This is a genomic window from Methylosinus sp., assembly GCF_036560965.1.
GTDB lineage: Bacteria > Pseudomonadota > Alphaproteobacteria > Rhizobiales > Beijerinckiaceae > Methylosinus.
Map to the genome: position 1 here is coordinate 42,849 of NZ_DATBQF010000081.1, position 24,289 is coordinate 67,137.

General features: G+C 66.0%; 24 protein-coding genes and 1 tRNA gene. 8 read left to right on the forward strand and 17 right to left on the reverse strand.

Features of this window, described 5'->3' with window-relative positions; genetic code table 11:
- Positions 1-132 precede the first annotated feature (132 nt).
- Positions 133-555, forward strand: a complete 423-nt coding sequence (ndk, locus tag VIF40_RS21020) for a nucleoside-diphosphate kinase (protein WP_331939474.1) — start codon at positions 133-135, stop codon at positions 553-555.
- A gap of 4 nt (positions 556-559) precedes the next feature.
- Here the strand turns inward: ndk and VIF40_RS21025 are convergent, their stop codons facing one another.
- The 12 genes from VIF40_RS21025 to VIF40_RS21080 form a co-directional block, all read right to left on the reverse strand.
- Entirely contained in the window at positions 560-1,270 is a 711-nt protein-coding gene (locus VIF40_RS21025; protein WP_331939475.1) for a glutathione S-transferase family protein, read from the reverse strand.
- 396 nt (positions 1,271-1,666) lie between these two features.
- Positions 1,667-2,320, reverse strand: coding sequence for a phosphoribosylglycinamide formyltransferase (gene purN, locus VIF40_RS21030; protein WP_331939476.1), 654 nt, complete (start codon positions 2,318-2,320; stop codon positions 1,667-1,669).
- Positions 2,317-3,387, reverse strand: coding sequence for a phosphoribosylformylglycinamidine cyclo-ligase (gene purM, locus VIF40_RS21035; RefSeq protein ID WP_414684841.1), 1,071 nt, complete (start codon positions 3,385-3,387; stop codon positions 2,317-2,319). The genes purN and purM overlap by 4 nt, the downstream gene beginning before the upstream one ends.
- 188 nt (positions 3,388-3,575) lie before the next feature.
- On the reverse strand, positions 3,576-3,944 hold the full coding sequence (locus tag VIF40_RS21040) for an iron-sulfur cluster assembly accessory protein (RefSeq protein WP_331939478.1): 369 nt from the start codon (positions 3,942-3,944) through the stop codon (positions 3,576-3,578).
- Positions 3,945-4,000: 56 nt separating this feature from the next.
- Positions 4,001-4,426, reverse strand: coding sequence for a VOC family protein (locus VIF40_RS21045; protein ID WP_331939479.1), 426 nt, complete (start codon positions 4,424-4,426; stop codon positions 4,001-4,003).
- A gap of 17 nt (positions 4,427-4,443) precedes the next feature.
- The gene (locus VIF40_RS21050; RefSeq protein WP_331939514.1) at positions 4,444-4,800 is read right to left on the reverse strand and encodes an iron-sulfur cluster assembly protein; all 357 of its coding nucleotides are present in this window, start codon (positions 4,798-4,800) and stop codon (positions 4,444-4,446) included.
- Between the two features lie 66 nt (positions 4,801-4,866).
- Positions 4,867-6,117 (reverse strand): cysteine desulfurase, encoded by a 1,251-nt coding sequence (locus VIF40_RS21055; protein ID WP_331939515.1) that lies wholly within the window; start codon positions 6,115-6,117, stop codon positions 4,867-4,869.
- Positions 6,118-6,131: 14 nt separating this feature from the next.
- Positions 6,132-7,436 (reverse strand): Fe-S cluster assembly protein SufD, encoded by a 1,305-nt coding sequence (gene sufD / locus VIF40_RS21060; protein ID WP_331939480.1) that lies wholly within the window; start codon positions 7,434-7,436, stop codon positions 6,132-6,134.
- Positions 7,437-7,446: 10 nt separating this feature from the next.
- Positions 7,447-8,196, reverse strand: coding sequence for a Fe-S cluster assembly ATPase SufC (gene sufC, locus VIF40_RS21065; protein ID WP_331939481.1), 750 nt, complete (start codon positions 8,194-8,196; stop codon positions 7,447-7,449).
- A gap of 142 nt (positions 8,197-8,338) precedes the next feature.
- The gene (sufB, locus tag VIF40_RS21070) at positions 8,339-9,808 is read right to left on the reverse strand and encodes a Fe-S cluster assembly protein SufB (protein ID WP_331939482.1); all 1,470 of its coding nucleotides are present in this window, start codon (positions 9,806-9,808) and stop codon (positions 8,339-8,341) included.
- A gap of 67 nt (positions 9,809-9,875) precedes the next feature.
- A complete protein-coding gene (locus VIF40_RS21075) occupies positions 9,876-11,036 on the reverse strand; it encodes a cysteine desulfurase family protein (protein WP_331939483.1) in 1,161 nt (386 codons plus the stop codon).
- A 9-nt stretch (positions 11,037-11,045) separates the two neighbouring features.
- Positions 11,046-12,167, reverse strand: coding sequence for an acyltransferase family protein (locus VIF40_RS21080; RefSeq protein WP_331939484.1), 1,122 nt, complete (start codon positions 12,165-12,167; stop codon positions 11,046-11,048).
- Between the two features lie 271 nt (positions 12,168-12,438).
- On the opposite strand from VIF40_RS21080, the gene VIF40_RS21085 reads away from it, so the two are divergent.
- The gene (locus tag VIF40_RS21085; protein ID WP_331939485.1) at positions 12,439-13,113 is read left to right on the forward strand and encodes an alpha/beta hydrolase; all 675 of its coding nucleotides are present in this window, start codon (positions 12,439-12,441) and stop codon (positions 13,111-13,113) included.
- A gap of 54 nt (positions 13,114-13,167) precedes the next feature.
- Here VIF40_RS21085 and VIF40_RS21090 read toward each other — a convergent pair whose 3' ends face one another.
- The 3 genes from VIF40_RS21090 to VIF40_RS21100 all read right to left on the reverse strand — a co-directional run bounded on the left by VIF40_RS21090 (position 13,168) and on the right by VIF40_RS21100 (position 16,136).
- Positions 13,168-14,007, reverse strand: coding sequence for an outer membrane protein (locus VIF40_RS21090; protein ID WP_331939486.1), 840 nt, complete (start codon positions 14,005-14,007; stop codon positions 13,168-13,170).
- 303 nt (positions 14,008-14,310) lie between these two features.
- On the reverse strand, positions 14,311-14,904 hold the full coding sequence (locus VIF40_RS21095) for a redoxin family protein (protein WP_331939487.1): 594 nt from the start codon (positions 14,902-14,904) through the stop codon (positions 14,311-14,313).
- A gap of 101 nt (positions 14,905-15,005) precedes the next feature.
- Positions 15,006-16,136, reverse strand: a complete 1,131-nt coding sequence (locus VIF40_RS21100) for an anhydro-N-acetylmuramic acid kinase (protein ID WP_331939488.1) — start codon at positions 16,134-16,136, stop codon at positions 15,006-15,008.
- A gap of 118 nt (positions 16,137-16,254) precedes the next feature.
- Here VIF40_RS21100 and nhaA point away from each other — a divergent pair, with 118 nt between their 5' ends.
- The 3 genes from nhaA (at position 16,255) to VIF40_RS21115 (ending at position 18,293) form a co-directional block, all read left to right on the forward strand.
- Positions 16,255-17,451: a Na+/H+ antiporter NhaA gene (gene nhaA / locus VIF40_RS21105; protein ID WP_331939489.1), complete on the forward strand. Its 1,197-nt coding sequence runs from the start codon at positions 16,255-16,257 to the stop codon at positions 17,449-17,451.
- A 49-nt stretch (positions 17,452-17,500) separates the two neighbouring features.
- Complete coding sequence (locus VIF40_RS21110) at positions 17,501-17,839, forward strand: hypothetical protein (protein ID WP_331939490.1); 339 nt, start codon at positions 17,501-17,503, stop codon at positions 17,837-17,839.
- 91 nt (positions 17,840-17,930) lie between these two features.
- Complete coding sequence (locus VIF40_RS21115) at positions 17,931-18,293, forward strand: hypothetical protein (protein ID WP_331939491.1); 363 nt, start codon at positions 17,931-17,933, stop codon at positions 18,291-18,293.
- A gap of 23 nt (positions 18,294-18,316) precedes the next feature.
- On the opposite strand, the gene VIF40_RS21120 is transcribed toward VIF40_RS21115, so the two are convergent.
- Both VIF40_RS21120 and VIF40_RS21125 read right to left on the reverse strand, forming a co-directional pair.
- A tRNA-Cys gene (locus tag VIF40_RS21120) sits at positions 18,317-18,390 on the reverse strand.
- Between the two features lie 162 nt (positions 18,391-18,552).
- Positions 18,553-18,870, reverse strand: coding sequence for a GCG_CRPN prefix-to-repeats domain-containing protein (locus VIF40_RS21125; protein ID WP_331939492.1), 318 nt, complete (start codon positions 18,868-18,870; stop codon positions 18,553-18,555).
- A 183-nt stretch (positions 18,871-19,053) separates the two neighbouring features.
- Here VIF40_RS21125 and VIF40_RS21130 point away from each other — a divergent pair, with 183 nt between their 5' ends.
- The 3 genes from VIF40_RS21130 to VIF40_RS21140 all read left to right on the forward strand — a co-directional run bounded on the left by VIF40_RS21130 (position 19,054) and on the right by VIF40_RS21140 (position 24,250).
- A complete protein-coding gene (locus VIF40_RS21130) occupies positions 19,054-20,235 on the forward strand; it encodes a hypothetical protein (protein WP_331939493.1) in 1,182 nt (393 codons plus the stop codon).
- A 386-nt stretch (positions 20,236-20,621) separates the two neighbouring features.
- Positions 20,622-23,393 (forward strand): DNA gyrase subunit A, encoded by a 2,772-nt coding sequence (gene gyrA / locus VIF40_RS21135; protein WP_331939494.1) that lies wholly within the window; start codon positions 20,622-20,624, stop codon positions 23,391-23,393.
- A 221-nt stretch (positions 23,394-23,614) separates the two neighbouring features.
- Positions 23,615-24,250 carry a glutathione S-transferase family protein gene (locus VIF40_RS21140; protein ID WP_331939495.1) on the forward strand — a complete coding sequence of 212 codons (636 nt, stop codon included), beginning with the start codon at positions 23,615-23,617 and terminating at the stop codon, positions 24,248-24,250.
- Positions 24,251-24,289: the final 39 nt, after the last annotated feature.

Here is a 24,289-nt window from a genome sequence, read left to right on the forward strand (position 1 = left end):
GCGACGTCGCGCGGTTGCGGACGCAAGGGAAAATTGTCGCCGCTCGGGAGCGGGTTGCCGGGCGTCCGGCCGACGGCTATAAGCGCCGCGACCCTAAATCCCCTCCTCGAACTTGAACGAGACGACGCGCCCATGGCGATCGAACGCACATTCTCCATCCTCAAGCCGGACGCCACCAAGCGTAATCTGACCGGCAAGATCAACGCCCTCATCGAGGACGCGGGTCTGCGCATCGTGGCGCAGAAGCGTATCCAAATGTCCCGCGAGCAGGCCGAGACCTTCTACGGCGTCCACAAGGCGCGCCCCTTCTTCGGCGAGCTGATCGAATCGATCACCTCCGGCCCGGTGGTCGTGCAGGTGCTGGAAGGCGAGGGCGCCATCGCCAAATATCGCACCGTCATGGGTGCGACCAATCCGGCGAGCGCCGATCCGGGCACGATCCGCAAGGAATTCGCCGTCTCCATCGGCGAGAATTCCGTGCATGGCTCCGACGCGCCGGAGACGGCGGCGATCGAGATCCCGCAGTTCTTCTCCGGCAATGAGATCGTCGGCTGATTTTTCAGGCGGCCGCGAAGCTCGGAAAATAAGCTGCGAGCAGCCGATCGCGATAGGCCACGAGATTGGCCTTGTCCGCGACGGCGTCCCGCAGCGGCGACACGAGCTGCGGGACGAGCGACTCCGCCACCATGGCGAAAGCCGTCGCGTCCGCCGCGCTCGGGGCCGCGCCGAAGAGATAGGGTTTGTCGCCGAGCAGGATGGAGAGCGCTTCCATATCGCGCCGTCCGAGCTCGGCGAGCTCGTCTTGCGAATGTCGCCCGAGCCCTTGCGCCGCGAGGCTGCGGGCCACTTTCTTGCGGATCAGCGCTTTCGCCAGCGGACGGACGATAGCCGGCGCGCCGGCGAAGAATTGCGCCGGCCCGCGCGCGAAATTGCCGTCGTCGATCCAGCGGGCCTGCACCAGCAGCCAATAATAATGCTCCTCCAGCATTTTCTCGATCGACCATCCAGCGGCGCGCTGCTCCGGCGTGAGGCCGGCGTCGAAATCGATGCCATGGGTCTTCTCGAGATAGAAGCGGATGAAGGTGGAATCTGCGACGATGGTCCCATCGTCGTCGATAAAGGGGAGCTTGCCCTTGGGCGCGCGGCCGTAGCCGGAATGATCCTCGACATAGCGCAGGCCGGCGAATTTCAGCAGCGTCATCGTCTTGAGCACGAAGGGGCTGGCGTCCGGGAGGCCGAAATAGGGACCGAACGAATATAATTTGATCATTGGAAAAACCTCTTTGCGCCTGCAAGGCATATGATCGACCGACCTCGCCCGCGCCACTTCGCGCCCCGCCGAGATTGCCGAATTCTCACCGTTTTACGTTAACAGGGAACACACGCGCAGCAGGCCGCTGCGCGCAGACGAGCGAGGGCTGAAACACGCCATGACGAAACGGAGAGCCTATTGGACATGGCTCATGTGGAGCTGGCGCGCGGCGGCCTTGCTCGCGCTGGCCGTCGTGCTCGCGGCGACGCCTTCCGACGGCGCGCTCGGCCTCGCAAAGCTCATGGCTGTGGCGGTCGGGCTCTGCGTCTTCGCGCTGCCGAGCCCCTGCAAGGGCGGGGCGTCCTATCCTTTCGGACATGGCTTTCGTCCGGGCGCCGGATGTCCGCGACCGGATCAGCCGGAGGAGGGGACGACGAGCGCGGGTTCCGGCGCGGACGCCGCGCCGAGCACGCGATTGCCGACGACCGACACGGCGCCGGAGGCGACGAGGCGCAGCGCCCGCGGATAGAGCAGATGCTCCTGCTCGAGAACGCGCGCCGCCAGCGTCTGTGGCGTATCGGAATCGCGCACATCGACCGCGGCCTGGGCCACGATCGGGCCCTCGTCCATTTCCGGAACCACGAAATGGACGGTGCAGCCGTGAATTTTCACGCCCTCGGCGAGCGCCCGCTCATGGGTGTGGAGGCCGCGAAACGCCGGCAGCAGGGCCGGGTGAATATTGAGCATGCGCTCGCGCCATTGGCCGATGAACCAAGGCGTCAGCAGCCGCATGAAGCCGGCGAGGCAGAGCAGATCGATCGCGTGCGTCTCCAGCACGATCTGCAGCGAGCGCTCGAATTCCTCGCGGCCGGCGTAGATTTTGTGATCCACGGCGGCGACGGCGATCCCAGCCGCCTTGGCCTTGGCAAGGCCGGCGGCCTCCGGACGATTGGAGACGACGAGCGCGATCTCGGCCGGAAAATCCGGTGCCCGCGCCGCCTCGATCAGCGCGTCCATATTCGAGCCGCGCCCGGAAATCAGGATCGCAACGCGCAGCCGACGGCTCACAGCGGCAACGTCCCGCGCATGGCGACGCGCGGTCCGTCGCCCGTCGCCGCAATCTCGCCGATCGCGATCGGCGTCTCGCCGGCCGCGCGCATCGCCGCGACCGCTTCCTCAACGCCATCCCGCGCGACGACGACGACCATGCCGATTCCGCAATTGAAGGTGCGCAGCATCTCCGCCTCCGCGACCCCGCCCTGAAGCGCCAGCCAGGAGAAGACCGGCGACGGCCGGAAGGCGCCGAGATCGAGCGCGGCGCCGAGTCCCTTGGGCAGCACGCGCGGCAGATTGTCGGGAAAGCCGCCGCCGGTGATATGGGCGAGGGCCAAAATGGCGTCGCTCTGCTTCAGAGCGGCGAGCAGGGGCTTCACATAGATGCGTGTCGGCTCCAGCAAGGCGTGGGCGAGACTCTGGCCGGAGGCGAAAGGCGCCGGCGCGTCCCAGGCGAGGCCGGTCTCGGCGACGATGCGGCGAATGAGCGAGAAGCCGTTGGAATGGGCGCCGGAGGAGGGCAGGCCGAACAGACGATCGCCTTCCTTCACCTCGGCGCGGGGCAGCAACCGCGAGCGCTCGGCTGCGCCCACGGCGAAGCCCGCGAGATCATAGTCGCCTTTCGAATAGAGACCCGGCATTTCCGCCGTCTCGCCGCCGAGCAGCGCGCAGCCGGCCTCGACGCAGCCGGCCGCTATGCCGGCGACGACGGCGGCGGCGGCGTCCGGCTCCAGCTTTCCAGTCGCGTAATAATCCAGGAAGAACAGCGGCTCGGCGCCCTGCACGATGAGGTCGTTGACGCACATTGCGACGAGATCGACGCCGATCGTGTCATGGACGCCGGATTCGATCGCGATCTTGATCTTGGTGCCGACGCCGTCATTGGCGGCGACCAGCACCGGATCGGAGAATCCCGCCGCCTTGAGGTCGAACAGGCCGCCGAAGCCGCCGATCTCGCCATCCGCGCCGGGCCGGCGCGTCGACCGCACGGCAGGGCGGATCATGTCCACCAGCCGATTGCCGGCGTCGATGTCGACGCCCGCCTGCGCATAAGTGAGGCCTTTGCCTTCCGCCATTCGGATGTCCCGCGCTCGGTTTCGAGCCTGCGGCCTAGCGCCTTATGCGCGCCGGCGCAATCCGTTTCGGGGGATGCCGTTTCGGGGAACGCCGTTTCCGGGACGCCCATTGCGGAGCGAGCCCGAAGGCTCGCGGTCCAGGCTGCGTTCCGGACCGCGAGCCTTCGGGCTCGCAATTTCTTTCTTAAGGCTTTTCAGCCGTTCACATGCTTCTCGACCGCGCTCGGATCGACCGGATTGAGCTCGACGCTTTCGCCGCAGCCGCAGGCCGAGGTCTGGTTCGGGTTCTGGAACACGAAGCTCGACGAGAATTGCTGCACATCGAGATCCATGCGCGTGCCGAGCAGATAGATGACCGCCGCGCTATCGACGATGACGCGCGCGCCCTTCTCCTCGATCACCTCGTCGCCGGGGACGGGCTCTGCCAGCGCCATTTTATAGGCCATGCCGGCGCAGCCGCTCTTTTCCACCGAAATGCGCAGCCCGACGTTGGGATTCTCGGCGCCGACGAGCAGGCCTCGCACACGTTCGGCGGCGGAGTCGCTGAGGCTCATGACGTTCATTCTTCGCTCCTATTGCCGTCTCTTCGTCGTCCGCTTATCGCGGCCCGACGTCGCGATCAATAATTCTTCCATATGCCCGGCGTCGCAAGCTCGACGAGATTGCCGTCGGGGTCGCGGAAATAGAGGCTGCGCCCCCCGCGCGGCCAGTCCATCCGGGCCTCGACCGGCGCGCCCGCCTCGGCGAGCCGACGCTCCCAGAGGCTCAAATCGTCGCCCTGGATCGCGAGCGCGAAATGCAGGCGCCCGCGACCCTCGTGCGGCGGTATCTCGCCCCCCGGCAGAACCACCGTCTCTCCCGTCGTCCCGCGCGCGAATAGCAAAAGCACGCTGCGTGGCCCGCAATCATAGGCTATCAGCCGCTGATCGGCGAACATGGGCGAAAGGCCGAGAACCTCCTCGTAGAAACGCGAGGCGCGCGCCAGATCGTCCACGTAGAGAGCCGTCTCGAGACACCCGTCGATTTTCGGCGCGGGCGTTTCCATTCGGCTCTCCCTCGGGCTCACCACATATCGAGCGTCATGCGCGCTTCGTCCGACATGCGGCTCTTGTCCCATGGCGGCTCGAAGACGAGCTTGACGATGACCGCCATCACACCCGGCACGAGGCTCACCGAGCTCTGCACCTGCTCGACGATCTGGCCGGCGACGGGACAGCCCGGCGCGGTCAAGGTCATGTCGATATAGACGACGTCCTCGGGCGAGATGTCGATGTTGTAGATGAGGCCCAGCTCGAAAATATCGGCTGGAATCTCCGGGTCCTGAACGGTCTTCAGCGCAGCGACGATGCCTTGCGTCAGCCGTTCGACCTCGTCCTGCGACCGGCCTGCGGGCAGGGATTGCTGCTCGTCCCGAGTCAGCTCCCGACCGGTCACGACTTCCTGCGGCTCGGCCGCGTCATCGGTCTTGGTCACGTTCTGTCTCCTTCAAGAAAACAGCGCCTTCGCCTTCAGCAGCGCTTCCGCCAGGCGGTCGACCTCGCCGCGCGTATTATACATGGCGAATGAGGCGCGGCAGGTGGAGGTGACGTTGAAGCGTTGCAGCAGCGGCATGGCGCAATGGGTTCCGGCGCGCACTGCGACGCCGGAGCGGTCGATGACGGTCGCTATGTCGTGAGCGTGGGCCTCCGGCATGTCGAAAGCGACGATCGGTCCCTTATCCTTGGCGTGACCGAAGATTCGAAGCCCCGGTATATCGGAGAGGCGCTCATGCGCATAGGCGGTGAGATCGGCCTCATGGGCGCGAATCGCCGGACGGCCGATTTTCTGCATATAGTCGAGAGCCGCGCCGAGCCCCGCCGCCTGCGCGATGGGCGGCGTGCCGGCCTCGAAACGATGCGGCGGCGTGTTGTAGGTGACAGTGTCGCGCGTCACCATCTCGATCATCTCGCCGCCGCCCGCGAAGGGCGGCAGCTTCTCGAGCCATTCGCGCTTGCCATAGAGAGCGCCAATGCCTGTCGGCCCATAGAGCTTGTGGCCGGTGATAATGTAGAAATCGACGTCCAGCGCACGCACGTCGACATCGAGATGCACGGCGCCCTGCGAGCCGTCGACGAGCACGGGCACGCCATGGGCGTGGGCGATGCGCACGACATCGGCGATCGGCGTCGGCGCCGCCAGCACATTGGACATATGCGTCAGCGCGACGATCTTGGTCTTCGGCGTGATCAGCTTCTCGAAAGCCTCGAGCGAGAAGACGCCGTCATCGTCCGGCTCGATCCATTTCAGCACCGCGCCCTTGCGCTCGCGCAGAAAGTGCCAGGGCACGATATTGGAGTGATGCTCCATCACCGAGAGGATGATCTCGTCGCCCTCGCCGATATGAGCGAGGCCAAAGGAGGAGGCCACCAGATTGATCGCCTCGGTCGCGCCGCGCGTGAAAATGATCTCCTCGCGATCGCCGGCGTTGAGGAAGCGGCGCAAAGTCTCGCGCGCGCCCTCATAGGCGTCGGTCGCCGCATTGGCGAGATAATGCAGGCCACGATGCACATTGGCGTATTCGTGCTCGTAGACATGGGAGATGCGCTCGATCACCTGCCGCGGCTTCTGCGCCGAGGCGGCGTTGTCGAGATAGACGAGATCCTTGCCATAGGGCTTTTCGGCGAGGATCGGAAAGTCGCGGCGGATCGCCTCGATATCATAGGCGGCGGTCGCCTCGGCCAAGAGCGGCTGGTTCACCAGGAGCGGCTGGTTCATTTGCCGTCCCCCCGATTGCCGAGCCAGCTGCGGATGCGCTCGAAATAGACGTCGCGCGCCGCTTCCTCGCCGATCGCCTCGACGATCTCGCCGGCGAAGCCTTCGATCAGCAGCGCCTCGGCCTCGTGCTTGGGCAGGCCGCGCGCCACCAGATAGAAGAGCTGGTCGGCGTCGAGACGGCCGCAAGTGGCGCCATGGCCGCAGACGACGTCGTCGGCGAAGATTTCCAGCTCCGGCTTGTTGTTCATCGTCGCGTTCTCGCTGAGCAGCAGCGCCCGCGATTGCATGGAGCCGTCGGTCTTCTGCGCGCCGGGGCGCACCACAACCTTGCCCTGGAACACACCCGTCGACTGGCCATCGAGCACATTGCGGAAACGCTCGCGGCTTTTGCAATTGGCGGCCGCATGCTCGACGACGAGCGTCGTGTCGGCGTGGTCCTTGCGCCCGAGCAGCGAGATTCCGTCGAGCGAGACGCTCGCATCCTCGCCGGCCAGCCGCGCGAAGATCTGCCGCCGCACGAGACCGCCGCCTCCGATGAAGCCGAAGGATTTGAAAGAGGCCTTCGCTTGCGCGGTGACGAGCAGGCTGAACAGCCGGATCGCCGCCTCGGACTGCGGGCCGATGTCGGCGATATGCTCGACCTCTGCGCCGGCGCCGATCGCGAAGGCCAGCACATGATTTTCCTGCGCGCCGGAGGGCGCGAGGGCGAGCGAGGTCTCGACGATCTTCGCCTTGGCGCCGTCGCCGACGACGACGAGCGAGCGCGTGAAGGAGGACAGCGCCTCGCCGCCGGTGGAGAGCAGCAGGATCTCGATCGTCTTCGCCACTTCCGTCGCGGGAGCGACGCGCAGCACGACGCCGTCTTGCATCAGCGCCGCGTTCAGCGCGACCACCGCATCGGCTCCGGCGTTCTCGGGCAGGCCCAGCGCGGTGAGCGCCGCGGCGTCCTCCTTGGCGAGAACATCGGCCAGAGAGGCGAGCCCGACGCCGGCCGGCAAGGCCGCGACGTCGGAGAGCTCGGGACGAAAGGCGCCGTCGGCGATGACGAGCCGAACGCGTCCCTCCATCGCCGGCGGCAGCGTGATCGCGCCCGGCGCGCCGAGCGGCGCGACGATGCGCAGCGACGCCCGCAGATCGGTGTAGTGCCACGCCTCGACGCGACGCGTCGGCAGCCCTTTACGCGTGAAGAACTCCCACGAGGCTTGGCGCAACGCCGGCGCGCCCTTGCCCTTCATCGCCTCGAAGGCGCCGGCGAAAGCCGTTTCGGCTTCGCTTTTCTTGTCGATCGCCTGCACGGTCATGTTCGTATCCTCACGCCGCTTCGCCGACATAATCGCGATAGCCGCTCTTCTCGAGCTCGAGCGCGAGCTCCGGCCCGCCGGTCTTCTGAATCTTGCCCTGGGCCATCACATGCACAGTGTCCGGCTTGATGTAGTCGAGCAGGCGCTGATAGTGGGTGATGACGAGGAAGCTGCGGTTCGGCGAGCGCAGCGCGTTGACGCCCTCGGAGACGATCCGCAGCGCGTCGATGTCGAGGCCGGAGTCGGTCTCGTCGAGAATGCCGAACTTGGGCTGCAGCAGGCTCATCTGCAGAATGTCCATGCGCTTCTTCTCGCCGCCGGAGAAGCCGACGTTCAGCGCGCGCTTCAGCATGTCCATGTTGATGCCGAGCTTGGTGGAGGCCTCGCGCACCATCTTCATGAAATCGGGCGTCTGCAATTCCTCCTCGCCGCGCGAGCGGCGCTGCGCGTTCACGGCGGCCTTGAGGAAGGTCATCGTCGCGACGCCGGGAATCTCGACCGGATATTGGAAGGCGAGGAACACGCCCTTGGCGGCGCGCTCATGAGGCTCGAGGCCCAGAATATTCTCGCCGTCGAGCAGCACCTCGCCCTCGGTGACGTCATAGCCGTCGCGGCCGGAGATGACATAGGAGAGCGTGGATTTGCCGGTGCCGTTCGGCCCCATGATGGCCGCCACTTCGCCGTCCTTCACCGTGAGGTTCAGCCCGTCGAGGATTTTGCGCTCTCCGATGGAGACGTGGAGATTCTTGATTTCGATCATGGTTTCGTCCTGTTGGCTGTTCGCTGTCGTGCGAGGGACGTTTGCAAATCGGGGGCCGCTTTATCAGAGCCGTTTCGTCGCCCGCCTGCCTCGTAAGGAGGCGCTCTTAAAAACGCAGAGCGCCTCTTTGCTCATCGATACGTCAACCCACGCTGCCTTCGAGGCTCACCGCGATCAGTTTCTGTGCTTCCACTGCGAATTCCATAGGCAGCTTCTGCAACACGTCGCGCACGAAACCATTGACGATGAGCGCCGTCGCTTCTTCCTCGGAGAGTCCGCGCTGCACGCAGTAGAACAGCTGATCCTCGGAGATTTTCGAAGTCGTCGCCTCGTGCTCGAACACGGCGGAGGCGTTCTTCGACTCGAGATACGGCACCGTATGCGCGCCGCATTTGTCGCCGATCAGCAGGCTGTCGCAATTTGTGAAATTGCGCGCGCCTTCCGCCTTGCGATGCGCCGACACCTGTCCGCGATAGGTGTTCTGCGAATGGCCGGCGGAGATGCCCTTGGAGATGATGCGGCTCTTGGTGTTCTTGCCGAGATGGATCATCTTCGTGCCGCTGTCGACCTGCTGATAGCCGTTCGACACAGCGATCGAATAGAACTCGCCTTGCGAATTGTCGCCGCGCAGAATGCAGGACGGATATTTCCACGTCACCGCGGACCCCGTCTCCACCTGCGTCCAGGAGATATGCGAGCTCTTGCCGCGGCAGTCGCCACGCTTGGTGACGAAGTTGTAGATGCCGCCCTTGCCCTCGCTGTCGCCGGGATACCAGTTCTGCACCGTCGAATATTTGATCTCGGCGTCGTCGAGCGCAACGAGCTCGACGACCGCGGCGTGCAGCTGGTTCTCGTCGCGCTTGGGGGCCGTGCAGCCCTCGAGATAGCTCACATAGGAGCCGGCGTCGGCGATGATCAGCGTGCGCTCGAACTGTCCCGTATTCTTCTCGTTGATGCGGAAATAGGTCGAGAGCTCCATCGGGCAGCGCACGCCCGGCGGGATGTAGACGAAGGACCCGTCCGAGAACACGGCCGAGTTCAGCGTGGCGTAGAAATTGTCGGTCACCGGCACGACCGAGCCGAGATATTTGCGCACCAGCTCGGGATGCTCGCGGACGGCTTCCGAGATCGGGCAGAAGATCACGCCCGCCTTGGACAGCTCCTCCTTGAAGGTCGTCGCCACCGAGACCGAGTCGAACACTGCGTCGACGGCGATCTTGCGCTGCTCGACGCCGGCGAGCACTTCCTGCTCGCGCAGCGGAATGCCGAGCTTCTCATAGGTGCGCAGAAGCTCCGGATCGACGTCGTCGATCGAGGTCGGCCCGGGCGTCGATTTCGGCGCGGAGTAGTAATAGAGGTCTTGATAGTCGATCGCGGGATAGTCGACGCGGGCCCACTTGGGCTCCTCCATCGTCAGCCATCGCCGATAGGCCTCGAGCCGCCATTCCGTCAACCATTCGGGCTCGTTCTTCTTCGCCGAAATGAAGCGGACGATATCCTCGCTGAGGCCCTTTGGGGCCTTTTCCGATTCGATATCGGTGGTGAAGCCGTATTTATACGCGTCGACGTCGATTTCCTCGACGCGCGCCACCGTCTCCTGGCGAGCCGCCATGTGTCCTCTCCTCGTCTCGACGGGTTCAAGGCCCGCCGGCCGAAATTTGAGCCGCCGAAGCCGCCCGTCAGGCGACCGTCCGCCGCGCCTTGATCCTCTTGGCTACTCCTGCAAAAGCGATACCAAACAAATCTACATGCTCCTCGGTCGAACTCCAGCCCAAACTCGCCCTGAGCGCGGCCTTTTCCTCGAGGCCCATGGCGGCGAGCACATGGGAGGATTTCACCTTGCCCGAGGAGCAGGCCGAACCCGACGACAGCGCGACGCCTTCGACGTCCAGCGCCATCAGCAGCGTCTGCGTCTTCTGGCCGGGGGTCAGAAACGCCGACGTATTGGCGAGCCGGGGCCCTTTTGCGCCGAGAAACACTGTTTCTGGCCAGATTTCCGCGACTTTCGCCTCCAGCCTGTCACGCAGCGCGGAGAGCCTTTCGGTCTCCGATGCGACGCTTTCTTTCGCGACTGCGAAGGCCGCCGCGAAGCCGGCGATCGCGGCCACATTCTCGGTGCCGGCGCGGCGGCCGCCCTCCTGGCCGCCGCCGCGCACGAGCGCCTCTCTGATATGGAGTCCGTCGCTCGCGAGCGCCAGGGCGCCGGCGCCCATCGGTCCCCCGATCTTATGTGAGGAAAAGAACAATGCATCTGCGCCCAGGGCGGCGAAGGTGGCGTCCATCCGTCCCACCGCCTGGGTCGCGTCGCAGACGACGAGCCCGCCCGCCGCATGGACGAGCGCGGCGGCCGCGGCCACCGGCTGAATGCTCCCGATCTCATTGTTGGCGGCCTGCAGGGCGAGCAGGATTCGTCTGCCCGTGTTGCACTGCAGCGTATTCGCCAACGCGGCGAGCGACAGAGCGCCCTCCGGGTCGAGCCCGACGGTCTCCACACGCGCGGCGGGAAAGCGATGGCCCGCGAGCACGGCCGGATGCTCGCCCGCGCCGAGCAGCAGCAACTCTATCTCCGCCGTAGTTTGGTCCCGTTGTAAGAAAGGCGTCAAAATCAGATTGGCGGCCTCGGTCGAGCCGGACGTGAAGACGACATTGCGCGCTTTCGTTCCCAATCCCGCGGCGATCTGGCCGCGCGCGGTCTCGACCAGCGCCCGCGCGGCGCGGCCTTCGGCGTGGATCGACGAGGGATTGCCGAGCGTCTCCAGCGCCGCCAGCATGGCCTCGCGCGCTTGCGGGCGCAGCGGCGTGGTCGCGTTGTGGTCGAGATAGGCGCGGGGAGCGGACATATCGCGAAGCTAATCGTTTCGCGCGCGGAATGGGAGAGCCGGCAAGCGGAGAGCCGGCAAGCGGCCCCAGAGCAGCCCGCCTCCGGGCAGGCGGCGGGAGAGGGCGACGACGCCCGCAAGTCCCGCGACGATGATCGCCGTCGCCGCGGCGGCGTCGAGATAGCCGGCTGCGAAGTCCGGCGGCGGCGACGCCGCGCGAAAGACCACGGTCTGCGCCAGATAGATCTCGAGCGTCATGCCGCCGATCGCGATCAAAATCCGCGCTGTGGCCGATCGCGCGATCCGGTCGTGCAGGGCGATGGCGGCTCTCGAGAATGCGAGCGTCGCCGCGACGGCGACCGGCAGCATCAGCGCCACTTGGCCGGCGACGCCGGCGCGCCAATAGGCGAGGCCGTTGTTGTAGATATAGGTGTCCCGCGTCCAGAACAGCCATCCGAGGGCGGCGACGGCCGCCATGGCTCCGGCGATGGAGGGCCGGATCGAGCGGATCGTCATGCCGGCGCGTCCGGCGAGATAGGCGACGAGATAGAAGGACGCCGTGTAGCGAATGGCCGCGAGCGGATAATCGGGGAAGGGCGCCAGCAGCAGCGCGGCCACGATCAGCAGAGCGGCCCGCTCATAGGCGGCGAAGCGCGTCGCGGCGAAGGCTCCGGCCGAGCCGACGACGACCGCCCATAAAAACCAATAGGAGCCTCGAAAATCCTTCCACACGTCGGAAAGGACATGGGTCTCGAGACCGACGACGGCGCGCGAGAGGTTCGGCCACGCCAGAACGCCCGCCCAGATCGCCATTGCGAGGAGCAGGGGCAGCGTGCGGCGAAAGAGAAATTCGCCGAAGCGCGTCGTGGCGTCGATCTTCCGCGCCGCCAGATAGCCGGAAATCGCGATGAAAGCCGGCATATGGAAGAGATAGATGGCCTTGAACAGACCATCCGACCAATAGGCGTCCGTTCGGGCATGGACGATCCATTGAATGGAATGGCCGAAGACGACCAGGACGATCAGTATTCCCTTGATGAAGTCGAGGCCGAGATCGCGGCCGGCGGAAGGCGGCGTCTCCGAAATCTCGAGCGGAGCAATCTCGAGTGGCGCAATCTCGAGCGAAGGTTGGCGCTGCACGATTTCGACCAAGAAATCTCGACCCTTCGAGAATCGCTTCTCGCCGTCGAGCTCGCGATCGGCGGGCCGAGAAAGCGCGACGACCTTCAAAACTCTTGCATCTAGCGCCGTCACACATGCTAGAAGGCCCGCTCGGCCGTCAACGAGCCGCGGGTTCGGAGCGCGCCGGACGCGCGGAGGCCCGGGCGAGGGCGCTCCGGCCGGAGCATAACGCATTTTCGGCGCCGGCGGAAACCGCCCGGCTGAAAATGGCGTTTTTCGCGCGGGGGAGACGAGGAACTCTATGCCCGAGGTCATTTTCACCGGCCCCGCCGGCCGGCTCGAAGGCCGCTTTCATCAATCGGCGCAACGCGGCGCGCCCATCGCCATCATTCTTCATCCGCATCCGCAATTCGGCGGCACGATGAACAATCAGATCGTCTATCACCTCTACTACGCCTTCGCCGAGCGCGGCTTTTCCGTTCTTCGCTTCAATTTCCGCGGCGTCGGCCGCAGCCAGGGCTCCTTCGACCATGGCGCCGGCGAGCTCTCGGACGCCGCCGCGGCGCTGGACTGGGCGCAGGCCGTCAATCCGGAGGCGCGCGCCTGCTGGATCGCCGGCGTCTCTTTCGGGTCCTGGATCGGCATGCAATTGCTGATGCGCCGGCCGGAGATAGAGGGTTTCGTCTCGGTCGCGCCGCCGGCCAATCGCTTCGATTTTTCCTTCCTGGCGCCATGCCCGTCCTCGGGACTGTTCGTCCATGGCGACATCGATCGCGTCGCGCCGCTGAAGGAAGTGACGGGCCTCATCGAGAAGCTCAAGACGCAGAAGGGCATCGTCATCGAGCATGCGGTGGTGCAGGGGGCGAACCATTTCTTCGAGAACCGCATCGAGCCGCTGATCGCTCAGGTCGATTCCTATCTGGACAAGCGGCTCGGCAATCCGCCGCGCATCGCAATCCCTGCGCGGGGCGACTGAGGCTCGCTGTCTGGCGGAGAAGCGCGACGCTCGGCCGCCGCGCTTCGTCCCTCATCAGAATTTCGCGACGATCGGCGCCGGCTTGAACCAATCGAAATGATAATTGAGTCCGGCGCGGGCGATATGGCCGTCGAAGCGCGTCGTCGATTGCGCGCCGGAGATTTGCGCGCCGAGCGCCGACGTGTAGGCATAGGCGGCGCCGGGCGTCGAAGCCGTTCCGAGATCATAATAGAGATATTCGACCTTGGCGCTCCAGCCGGGCAGGAACAGCCATTCGAGGCCGCCGCCGAGGGCGTAGCCGATCCGAAGATCGGAGTAGGTATCGGCCGCGGTGATCGCCGGCGCGCCGAAATAGCTCGCGGTGAGATTGGTCTGGCCATAGGCGAGGCCGCCGGTGGCGTAGGCGAGCAGGGTCGGCGTGATCAGATAGCCGAGGCGTCCGCGCGCCGTGCCGATATAATCGATCCCGCGCGACAGCGTGGTGTAGGCGGCAGGTCCGATCGATGTCGCCGAGCCGCCGCTCGAGGCGAGGCCCTGAATATCCGCCTCCAGACCCCACAGGAATTTGTCCGAGACCTGGGCGTTGTAGCCGATCTGGCCGCCGCCGATGAATCCGTCGACGCTGGCGTTGATCGCGGAGGGGAAATTGCCGATCAGCGCATTGGCGCCGAGGCCGGCTGCATCCGTGTCCCAATAGCTCTGCGCGACAGAGTCGCTGTTGGACCATGTGTAGCCGGCGTTGAGGCCGACATAGAAGCCGGTCCAGATCGGAGGCGGCGCGAGAGGCGGGGCGAAGGCCGGCGCGCTTTTCGTCGACGGAAGGTCGGCGGCCAGCGTCGGGCCGACGGAGCAGGCGAGCGCGAGCGCGCTCGCCACGACGATGATTTTCGTCATGGGTGTGACCTCGGGATGGAACTCGGGTTCGATATGTGCTCCCGCCGTCCCCACGATCCGTTGAGACGGGGCCGGGGCGGGCCGGATGGCGGGGGCGGTCTCGAAAACGAGAGCCGCAAGCCGGCGGGAGCGAGCAGAGGCTCTGCTCTACGCCGCCGAAACTCAAGTTAACTTTTGTCAATATTCGAGCGCGCGGGAAATAAAGGCAAAATTTTGATATATCGACCAATATTACGAAAATTTAATATTATGAAACCTTGGTGAGATGGACGTCCGGCGACGCGCATCGACGATGCGTCGCCCTCATGCGCCCTTGCCCAGCGCGGGCAGGACGCGGGTCGCGATCGCATCCTCGTCGATCGGACCGAGAATAGAGACGTCGATCTTCGGCCCCGGCGTCACCACGAAGCTCGCCGGAACGCCGCGCGCGCCGAGCGCTCGCTGCAGAAAGGCGCGCTCGTCCCGGCCCACGGCGACGAAAGGATTGCCGTGCTCGGCCAGAAAGCGGCGAGCGTGAACGGGGTCGTCCTTCACATTCGCGCCATAGATGGCGACGCCCCTTTCGGCGAGCGTCATCATCAGATGGTGCTCGGCGCGACAACTCGGGCAATAGGACGCCCAGAGATAGAGAAGCGAGCGCTTGTCGCCGAGATCGGCGGAAGCGAAGCCGGGGACCGGACGCCCATCGGCGAAGGTCAGCCCCGGCGTCGGCCGCAGATCGAAAGCCTCGATCGACAGAGTGTTGAAGAAGCGGGCCGACAGATCCTTGCGTTTCCAGACATGCTCGACCGCGGCCGCTCCGGCGCCGGTCGAGATCGCGCAGAACGCGCCGAGAAGGAGATTGCGCCGGCTCGGCCAGGCGGGCGTGTCCTCGTCTCGCTGGATCGTCTCGCTCATCTCTCGCTCCGTGCATTCGCGCCGCCGTCCCATTTGCAGACGAAACCCTCAATGCGGAATGAAAGTGACGGCGAAAGCTCGACCGATCTCGTCTGGCCGGCTCAGCCGACAGCGCGGCGTCGGCCGCGCGTGGCCGTGGCGATTGCGCCGCCCTTCGTCGGCGCGCCGACTCCCGTCGTCCCGGGGAAGGTCAGCGGCAAGCCTCTCAGCACACGCGCTGCGAGAAAGGCGAAAGCCTGGGCCTCGATCGCATCGCCCATCCAGCCGACCGCGCCGGCGGTCGTGACCGGGCAGGGAAGCCGGCGGGCGAGCTCGCCCATCAGCGTCGGATTATGGGCGCCGCCGCCACAGACGATCGCCCGCCGCGGCGCCGAGGGGGGCAGCGAGAAGGCGAGGGCGAGCGAGGCGGCGGTGAAGGCGGTCAGCGTCGCGGCGGCGTCCTCGACCGATAGCTTATCTGTAAGATGAAATGAAAAATCATTTCTATCTAATGATTTGGGTGGTTGTTTCTGAAAAAATGGATGAGCTGTCAGAGATCGTAGAATCGCGTCGTCGACATGGCCCTCGGCGGCGGTCGCGCCGTCGCGGTCGACCGGCTGGCCGGTCCGGGCGAGCATCAGATCGTCGATGAGCGCATTGCCGGGGCCGGTGTCGAAAGCGAGGGGCTCGGCGTCGCCATCGACGAAAGTGACATTGGCGACCCCGCCGATGTTGATCACCGCGACCGGGCCGACGATCCCGCTCGCTGCAACCAGAGCGCGATGATAGACGGGAACCAGAGGGGCGCCTTCGCCCCCGGCGGCGACATCCGCGCCGCGAAAATCATAGGCGACGTCGACGCCGAGCCGCTCGGCCAGCCCATGCGCGTCGCCGATCTGGACGGTCAGCCGGGCCTGCGGCCGATGCAGCGCCGTCTGCCCGTGAAAGCCGATGATGTCGATCGAGGCCGGGTCCAGCGTCTCGTCGCGCAGGAATGATTCGACCGCCTGCGCATGGCGCTCGGTGATCAGACGCTCGGCTGCGCCGACGGCTCCCGGCCGGGCCGCACGGTCGGAGAGGCGCGTCGCTTCCGCGAGCGCGGCCCGAAGCAGATCGCGATCCTCCTCGGAATAGGGGAAAAAGCCGGTCGGCCCGAAGCCGAGCCGCGTTTCGCTATCCGTCTCCAGCAGCGCGACGTCCACTCCATCCATGGAGGTGCCGGACATGAGGCCGATGGCGCGGTAGAGGGTCATTTGCGTCTCCTGCTCGCGTTCAAATGGGGCGCTCTGCGCTCTGGTCCGGATTTCCTTGCCAGATCAGCACAAATCGCTCAAGGGTTGCGCGTCCTTCTCACCTTGGGCGACGCACGACATGAAACATCATTCGCACGCGGAACCGTCGACGCTGCGACGCTTTCTCGCCAGCGAGGCGGCGGGCGGCGTGGTGCTGATGGCGAGCGCTGCGCTCGCGCTCGCGCTCGCCAATTCGCCTTGGGCGGAGGCCTATCAAAGCCTGCTCGCGACGCCGATTGCCGGCCATTCGACGCTCCATTGGATCAATGACGGGCTGATGGCGGTGTTTTTCCTGCTCGTCGGCCTGGAGATCAAGCGCGAGCTGCTCGATGGGCATTTGCGCCATTGGTCGGCGCGCGTGCTGCCCGGCGTCGGAGCGCTCGGCGGCATGCTCGTTCCTGCGCTGATCTATGTCTATTTCAACGCCTCTTCGCCGGAGGCGGCGCGCGGCTGGGCGATTCCCTCGGCCACCGACATCGCTTTCGCGCTCGGCGTGCTGGCGCTGCTGGGCGACCGCGTCCCCGGCGGGTTAAAAGTGTTTTTGACCGCGCTCGCCATTCTCGACGATCTCGGCGCGATCGTCATCATCGCTGTTTTCTACGCCGGCGAGCCGGCGGCGCCGCCCATGCTCGGCGCCGGCGTGACGCTGTTCCTGCTGCTCGGCCTCAATCTCTTCGAGGTGAAATTTCTCACGCCCTATCTGCTGCTCGGCGTGGCGCTGTGGCATTTCGTGCAGCTCAGCGGCGTGCATGCGACGCTGGCCGGCGTGCTGCTCGCCGTCATGATTCCGCTGCGCCTCTCCGGCCCCGATGAGGACGAGCATACGCCGCTGCACCGGCTCGAGAATGCGCTCGGCCCCTTCGTCGCCTTCGTCGCGCTGCCGCTCTTCGGCTTCGCCAATGCCGGCGTGGCGCTCGGCGGCGGCGATCTCGGGGCGACCGCTGGCGCGCCGATTCTGCTCGGCGTGGCGCTCGGCCTTTTTCTCGGCAAGCAGGCGGGGGTCTTCGCGGCCGTTGCGCTGGCCATCGGGACGCGCGTCGCGTCGCGGCCGCCCAAGACAGGCTGGGCGCAGCTCTATGGCGTTTCCGTCCTCTGCGGCGTGGGCTTCACCATGAGCCTGTTCATCGGCCAGATCGCCTTCGAGGCCGACGAGGGCGCGATGCGCGCGACCAAGATCGGCGTGCTCGTCGGCTCGGCCGCCTCTATCGCGCTCGGCTCGCTGGTTCTGCTTCTCGCCGCGCGGCGCGCGGCCGCGCGTCCGCTGACCCATTCGTAAAAAATCGGTTAAGCTCGCCGCTCCCGTTTTTTTTGCGAGGCGTCGGCTCATGCCCAATTTCAAGCTTCCTCTTTCCGGCGACGTCGCCCAGACGATCAATCCCTGGACCGCCATTTTCAGCCCTTATGGCGGCCAATTCGGACTCATCAACATAAATCTCGGGCGGTCGAGCGCCCCGCAGGTCGAGGAGGACGTGCTCTCCGACGTCGGCAGCTATGGCAAGCAGCTCGGCCGCATCGGCGATGCGCTGGTCGTCCTTCTCGCGCATTTTCATCCGCAATGCGCGCTTTCGGCGAAGGAGGAGAAAGCGATCGCCGATTTGAAGGCGATGCTCGACGACATCGATGCGATCAAGCGACGCCATCATCGCCCCGCGACGGCTCCGTGATGCGCGAGTTCCGGCGCTCGACACAACCTTGACAAGCGTGCGGAACCGGGTTGAACTCGAAATTATTGAATTCAAGAGAGTAGGATTTCCGATGGATCAACTTTTCCGCGCATCCAATAGTCCCGAGGTCATCGAGCTCTATCGGTTGATGCGTGCGTTGCTCGCGCTGCGGGACATGTTCGACGGCGCGTATGAGCGGGCGGTGCTGTCCATGCTGCCGGAGTCGACGCGGGCGCGATTCGATCGCCTCGCCCATTCCGTCGACGACCAATCCGGCGTCGCGCTCGCCCGCCCGATCCTCGACGATTCCTATGACGCGCTGGAAACCGTGTTCGACGAATATAAGCATGAGGTGGCCGAGAGCCTGCTCGCCGCCGCTCTCGCCGACACGGTCGCCGATCTGCCGGCGAAATTGGGCGCTCTGGAGAAAACGCTGCTCATCGAGCGGCTTTAGCGTCTCGCCGTCCAGGCGGAGACTGGAGGCCTCGGAGGGAATCGAACCCCCGTACAAGGATTTGCAGTCCTCTGCGTAGCCACTCCGCCACGAGGCCCCGGACGTCGACGCCGAAAGCTCGACGTCGACGTGAGAAGGCCCGCTCATACAGGACCTGTCGGCGGACGGCAAGGCTCTGCGCAATGTTAGATTTGCGCAATGACAGACTGTGCGGCGCCGGCGAGAGCTCGGCGAGCTCTCGCCGGCGCGTCGCGATCGATCACCAGTGATTCGGCGCGCAACGACCCCATTGATTGACATGCGCGCCCGGGCCGCAACGGAAGCCGGGACGCGGACCATAGGCCGGCGGCGGACGATAGCCCGGACGCGGGCCATAGGCGGGCGGCGGCGGACGGCGATGCGGCACGCAACGACCCCAGGGATCGACATGCCAGCCCGGACCGCAGCGCATGCCGATCTCCTGCGTCAGCGGGGCGGCGGCGCCCTCGGCGAGCGGCGCGAGGGGCATGGCCATAGCGGCCGGCGCTTCGACGCCGGCGAGCGCGAGCGCGGCGACGAAAGCGAGCTTGAACTTCATTTGTCTCCTCCTATCGGAATGCGAAGCGATAACGCGAGCATTGACGCATTTGGGTGAACCGGCGGTGAATGACGCGCCCGCCCAGGGCGTTAACCGATCGTTCATTGCAATGCTAAGGCTTTGTTCAACTCCGCGAGGCAGACTGAGGCCTCGTCCAAGAAACCCCGGCAGCGGAGCCCGCAGATGAGATCGATTGTCGCGCCATCCATGCGCCTCCTGGCCGGCGGCCTGATCCTGGCGGCGGCGGTCGCGGATATCGGAGCCGCTGTCGCCGAGCCCCGCCGCTCTCGCGGCGGCGCGACCGTCATCGAGGAGCTCGGCGCCCCCAATGGCAGAGGCTTCGACGATATTATCGTGAAGCTCGCGCCTCTCGTCGCATCCAAGCCGGCGCGTGCGGCGGAACGTCCCGCGCCGACGGCCGCTCCCGAATCCCCGACCGTTGCGGCCGCCGCGCCGCCGCCGCCGACCGAATCGGCGAAACCGGCGCCGGCGGCTCCGGTGTTCCTGCGCGAGCCGCTTCCCATCATCGAGAGCGCGCCGCCTGTCGAGGCGGTCGCCAAAGCGCCGGAACCGGCCGTGGCGCCGGAAGCCGCGATCGAGACGAAGGCCGAATCGACGCCTGTGGAATCGACGCCCTCGCAATCGACGTCTGTGGAATCGACAGCCGAACAATCGCCGGTCGCGACGCCGGAGGCGACCGAAGCCGAGGCCGCGCCGCCGAAAGCCGAAGCGCCTGTCGTCGCGGAAGCCGCGCCCGAGTCCCGCGCGGAGGCTATGACTGCTCCTCGGACGGAAGAAGCGCCGCCGCAGGAGGAGGGCGAATCGCCGCTCGCGCTCTGGCAGGCGATCGTCGCCGCCGCCGCGCTCAGCGGTCTACTCGCCATGAAATATTTCAAGCGCGCGCCGGCTGCGGCCAAAGCCGCCGAGCCCGCCCCGGCGAAGACAGCCGCCGCCGCGAGCGAGACGAAGCCGAGCGGCCGCTTCGCGACGCTGCTCGCCGTCGTGCGCACGCGCATAGAGCCGCTGCGCGCCAAAATCGCGGCGCTGCGTCCGGGCAAGGCGGCCGAGCTGCCGGCCCAGGCCCCCGCGCCGAAGGACGCGCCGGCGAAGCCGAAGACTTTGGATTGGACGGACGTCGCGACCGTGCTGCGCGCGCGCTTCGGCGGCGCGAAAGCGGCGGGCGAGCGGTCCGCGGCCGCGTCCAATCACGTGATCGCCCTCGTCGAATCGGAGGGGAGGGGGCGAATGTCCGACTCCTGGGAGACGAGCGACGAGGACGGCCTCGAGCTGCTGGAGCCGGGCGACGCCAGCGCGCGGACGATCGTCATGAACGCCCGGCGGCGGCTGCGCTCGGCGCAGAGCTGACGATCGAAATCGAATTGGATCGAAATGAATTGGACGCGATTCGAAGAGTTTTTCTAAACCCGTGTTTCTCCGAGAGGAACCGCGACGCCGCAGGCCCGGGCGAACTGGCGTCGCGGGCGAGAATCGCCTATAGGAAAAGGGCGGTTTCGAGCGTCGTCGACGGCTGCCGAAAGGCTCCCTTCCGGCGCGCCTCGCTCGAAACGTCCTGCGAGCGCGACCTCCGCGGCCCGCCTCTCTCTCGAGCGGCGATTCTACAACTCGCCTCACCTTCGTCGGCGAGACGGGTCGGCGACGAGACGACGCTCATTCCCCAGAGCCGGCGCTGAAGCGCCACGGCGGGTTTTCGCCGCGGCGAGCGCCGGACGATCGATCGGATTGGCGAGCCATTGGCCGAGAACGACACAGACGACACTGGACCGACCCCGCCCGGCTCCGACATTCGCCCGGTTTCGATCGCCGACGAGATGAAGCGCAGCTATCTCGATTACGCGATGAGCGTGATCGTGAGCCGCGCTCTGCCGGATGTGCGCGACGGATTGAAGCCCGTGCATCGGCGCATCATGTTCTCCATGCACGAGAACGGCCATACGCCCGATAAGCCCTACGTGAAATCGGCGCGCATCGTCGGCGACGTCATGGGTAAATATCACCCGCATGGCGACGCCGCGATCTATGACGCGCTGGTGCGCATGGCGCAGCCCTTCTCCATGCGGCTGCCGCTCATCGACGGCCAGGGCAATTTCGGCTCGGTCGACAACGACCCGCCCGCGGCGATGCGCTACACCGAGTCGCGGCTCGCCAAGCCGGCGCTTGCGCTGCTCGACGATCTCGACGAAGGCACCGTCGATTTCAAGCCGAACTACGACGACAAGGAGCATGAGCCGACCGTCCTGCCGGCGCGCTTCCCCAATCTTCTCGTCAATGGCGCGGGCGGCATCGCCGTCGGCATGGCGACCAATATTCCGCCGCATAATCTCGGCGAGGTGATCGATGCGGCGATCGCGCTGATCGACCGGCCCGACATGACCGTCGCCGAGCTGATGGAGATCGTGCCCGGCCCGGACTTCCCGACAGCGGCGACGATTCTGGGGCGCGGCGGCATACGCAACGCCTATTCGACCGGGCGCGGCTCGATCATCATGCGCGCCAAGTCGGAGATCGAGACGCTGCGCAAGGAGCGCGAGGCGCTCATCTTCACCGAGATTCCCTATCAGGTGAACAAGGCGGCGCTGATCGAGCGCATCGCCGAGCTCGTCCGCGAGAAGAAGATCGAGGGCATCTCCGATCTGCGCGACGAATCGGACCGCGACGGCATGCGCATCGTCATCGAGCTGAAGCGCGATGCGGTCGCCGACGTCGTGCTGAATCAGCTCTGGCGCCATACCGCGCTGCAATCGAGCTTCCCGGTCAATATGATCGCGCTGAATGGCGGCCGTCCCGAGCTGTTGACGCTCAAGGACGTTCTCGTCGCCTTTGTCGACTTCCGCGAGAGCGTCGTCACCAGGCGCACCAAATTCCGTCTCGCCAAGGCCCGCGACGCGGCGCATTTGCAGGTCGGCCTCGCGATCGCCGTCGCCAATATAGACGAGGTGATCCGCCTCATCCGCACCTCGGCCGACACCGCCACGGCGCGCGAGGCGTTGATGGAGCGCGAATGGCCCGCCAAGGATATGGCGCCGCTGGTCGCGCTGATCGCCGATCCGCGACACGTTCTCACCGAGGATGGCGCCATCCACCTTTCCGAGGCGCAGGCGCGCGCCATTCTCGAGCTGCGTCTGCAGCGCCTTACCGCGCTCGGCCGCGAGGAGATCGCCGAGGCGCTGAACAAGCTCGCCGTCGAGATCGCCGAGTATCTCGAGATTTTGCGCTCGCGCGAAATGCTGTTCGGGATCGTCAAGGACGAGATGATCGCGGTCAAGGAGCAATATGCGACTCCTCGCCGCACGCAGATCGTCGACGGCGACAGCGATGTCGAGGACGAGGACCTCATCGCACGCGAGGATATGGTCGTCACCGTCTCGCACGCCGGCTACATCAAGCGCGTGCCGCTTTCCACCTATCGCGCGCAGCGGCGCGGCGGCAAAGGCCGCTCCGGCATGCAGACGAAGGAGGAGGATTTCGTCCAGCGCCTCTTCGTCGCCTCGACGCATACTCCGGTGCTGTTCTTCTCCTCGCTCGGCCGGGCGTACAAGGAAAAGGTGTGGCGCATGCCGCTGGCGGCGCCGCAGGCGCGCGGCAAGGCGCTGGTCAATCTTCTGCCGCTCGAGCAGGGTGAGCGCATCACCACCATCATGCCGCTGCCCGAGGATGTGTCGAGCTGGGCGACGCTCGACGCCATATTCGCGACGACAGGCGGCACGGTGCGGCGCAACAAGCTCTCGGATTTCTCCGATGTGCGGCGCTCGGGCATCATCGCCATGAAGCTCGACGAAGGCGAGGCCATCGTCGATGTCGCCACCGCGGCGGAGCAGGAAGACGTTCTGCTGACGACGCGCGAAGGGCAGTGCATCCGCTTCCCGGTGAGCGATGTGCGCGTCTTCCAGGGGCGCACCTCCATGGGCGTGCGCGGCATAGCGCTCGCCGGCGACGACCGCGTGATCTCGATGTCGGTCCTGCGCCATTTCGAGGCCGTCGGCGACGAGCGCGCGGCCTATCTCAAGCGCGCAGCGGCGCAACGGCGCAATGCCGGAGCGGAAGGCGTGGCCGGAGCGGAAGGCGTGGAAGAGAGCGCGGCGGAGACCGAGGAGGCCTCGACCGCGATCGAGCTGACCGAGGCGCGCTATCGCGAGATGGAGCAGGCCGAGCAGATCATCCTGACCGTCTCCGAGAACGGCTACGGCAAGCGCAGCTCGTCCTTCGAATATCGCATCACCGGACGCGGCGGCAAAGGCATCGTCGCCATGACGGTGAACGCTCGCAACGGCAAGCTCGTCGCCTCCTTCCCCGTGGGGCGCGGCGACGAGATCATGCTGGTGACCGACGGCGGCCAGCTCATCCGCTGCCCGGTGGAAGGCATACGCATCGCCGGCCGCGGCACGCAGGGCGTCATCGTCTTCGACACGGCGGAGGGCGAGCGCGTCGTCTCGGTCGAGCATTTGGCCGATGCGGGCGAAGGCGAGGGCGAGGGCGAAGACGAGGCCGGCGGCGAGGCGGGCTGAGCCCTCTATTGTGACAAGAGCGCGTTTCGCCGAAGCGTCCATTCGGCGAAACGCGGGACTTTTCCAGCATTCGATTATGGATGGGGTGGAGCGAGCGTTTCGTCTCGCCATGCGTCGCATCGACAAACGCAACCCAACGTCAATGGCGTTCACGCGCGCATCGGTCTAGAATCGTCCGTCGCACAGCCTGTCCAAGCCTGTCCAAAGAGGGGGAAGAACGCATGCTCACGATCTGGGGACGGCGCAATTCCTTCAATGTGCAGAAGGTCATGTGGCTCGTCGGCGAGCTCGGGCTCGATCACGCTCATGTTCCGCTCGGCGGCGCGTTCGGCGGCCTCGACGATCCGCAGTTTCGCGCGCGCAATCCGCATGGCCGCATTCCGGTCATCGACGACGAGGGCGTCGTCGTGTGGGAGTCTCACGCCATATTGCGCTATCTCGCCGCGCGCCATGGCGGCGAGGCGTTCTGGCCGTGCGATCCGGCCGCGCGCTCGCATCTCGACCGCTGGATGGACTGGGCGCAGTCGTCGTTGCAACCGGCCTTCGTCGACGGCGTGTTCATGGGCTATTACCGCACGCCGGAGGCGCAGCGCGACTGGACCGCGATCCGCACGGCGATCGCGCGCTGCGCGCAGCATTACCAGTTTCTCGACTCATGGCTCGCCGACCGGCCCTTCCTCGCCGGCGACGAGCTGACGCTCGCCGATATTCCCGCCGGAACGACGCTCTATCGCTATTTTGCGCTCGATATAGAACGGCCCTCGCTTCCCAATGTCGAGGCTTGGCATGCGCGCCTTTGCGAAAGGCCGGCCTTTCGCCAGCATGTGATGGTGCCGTTCGACGATTTGAAAGGCTGAGGCGCCGAATGGCGCGAGGGGTGAAATTGCGGTAGGATA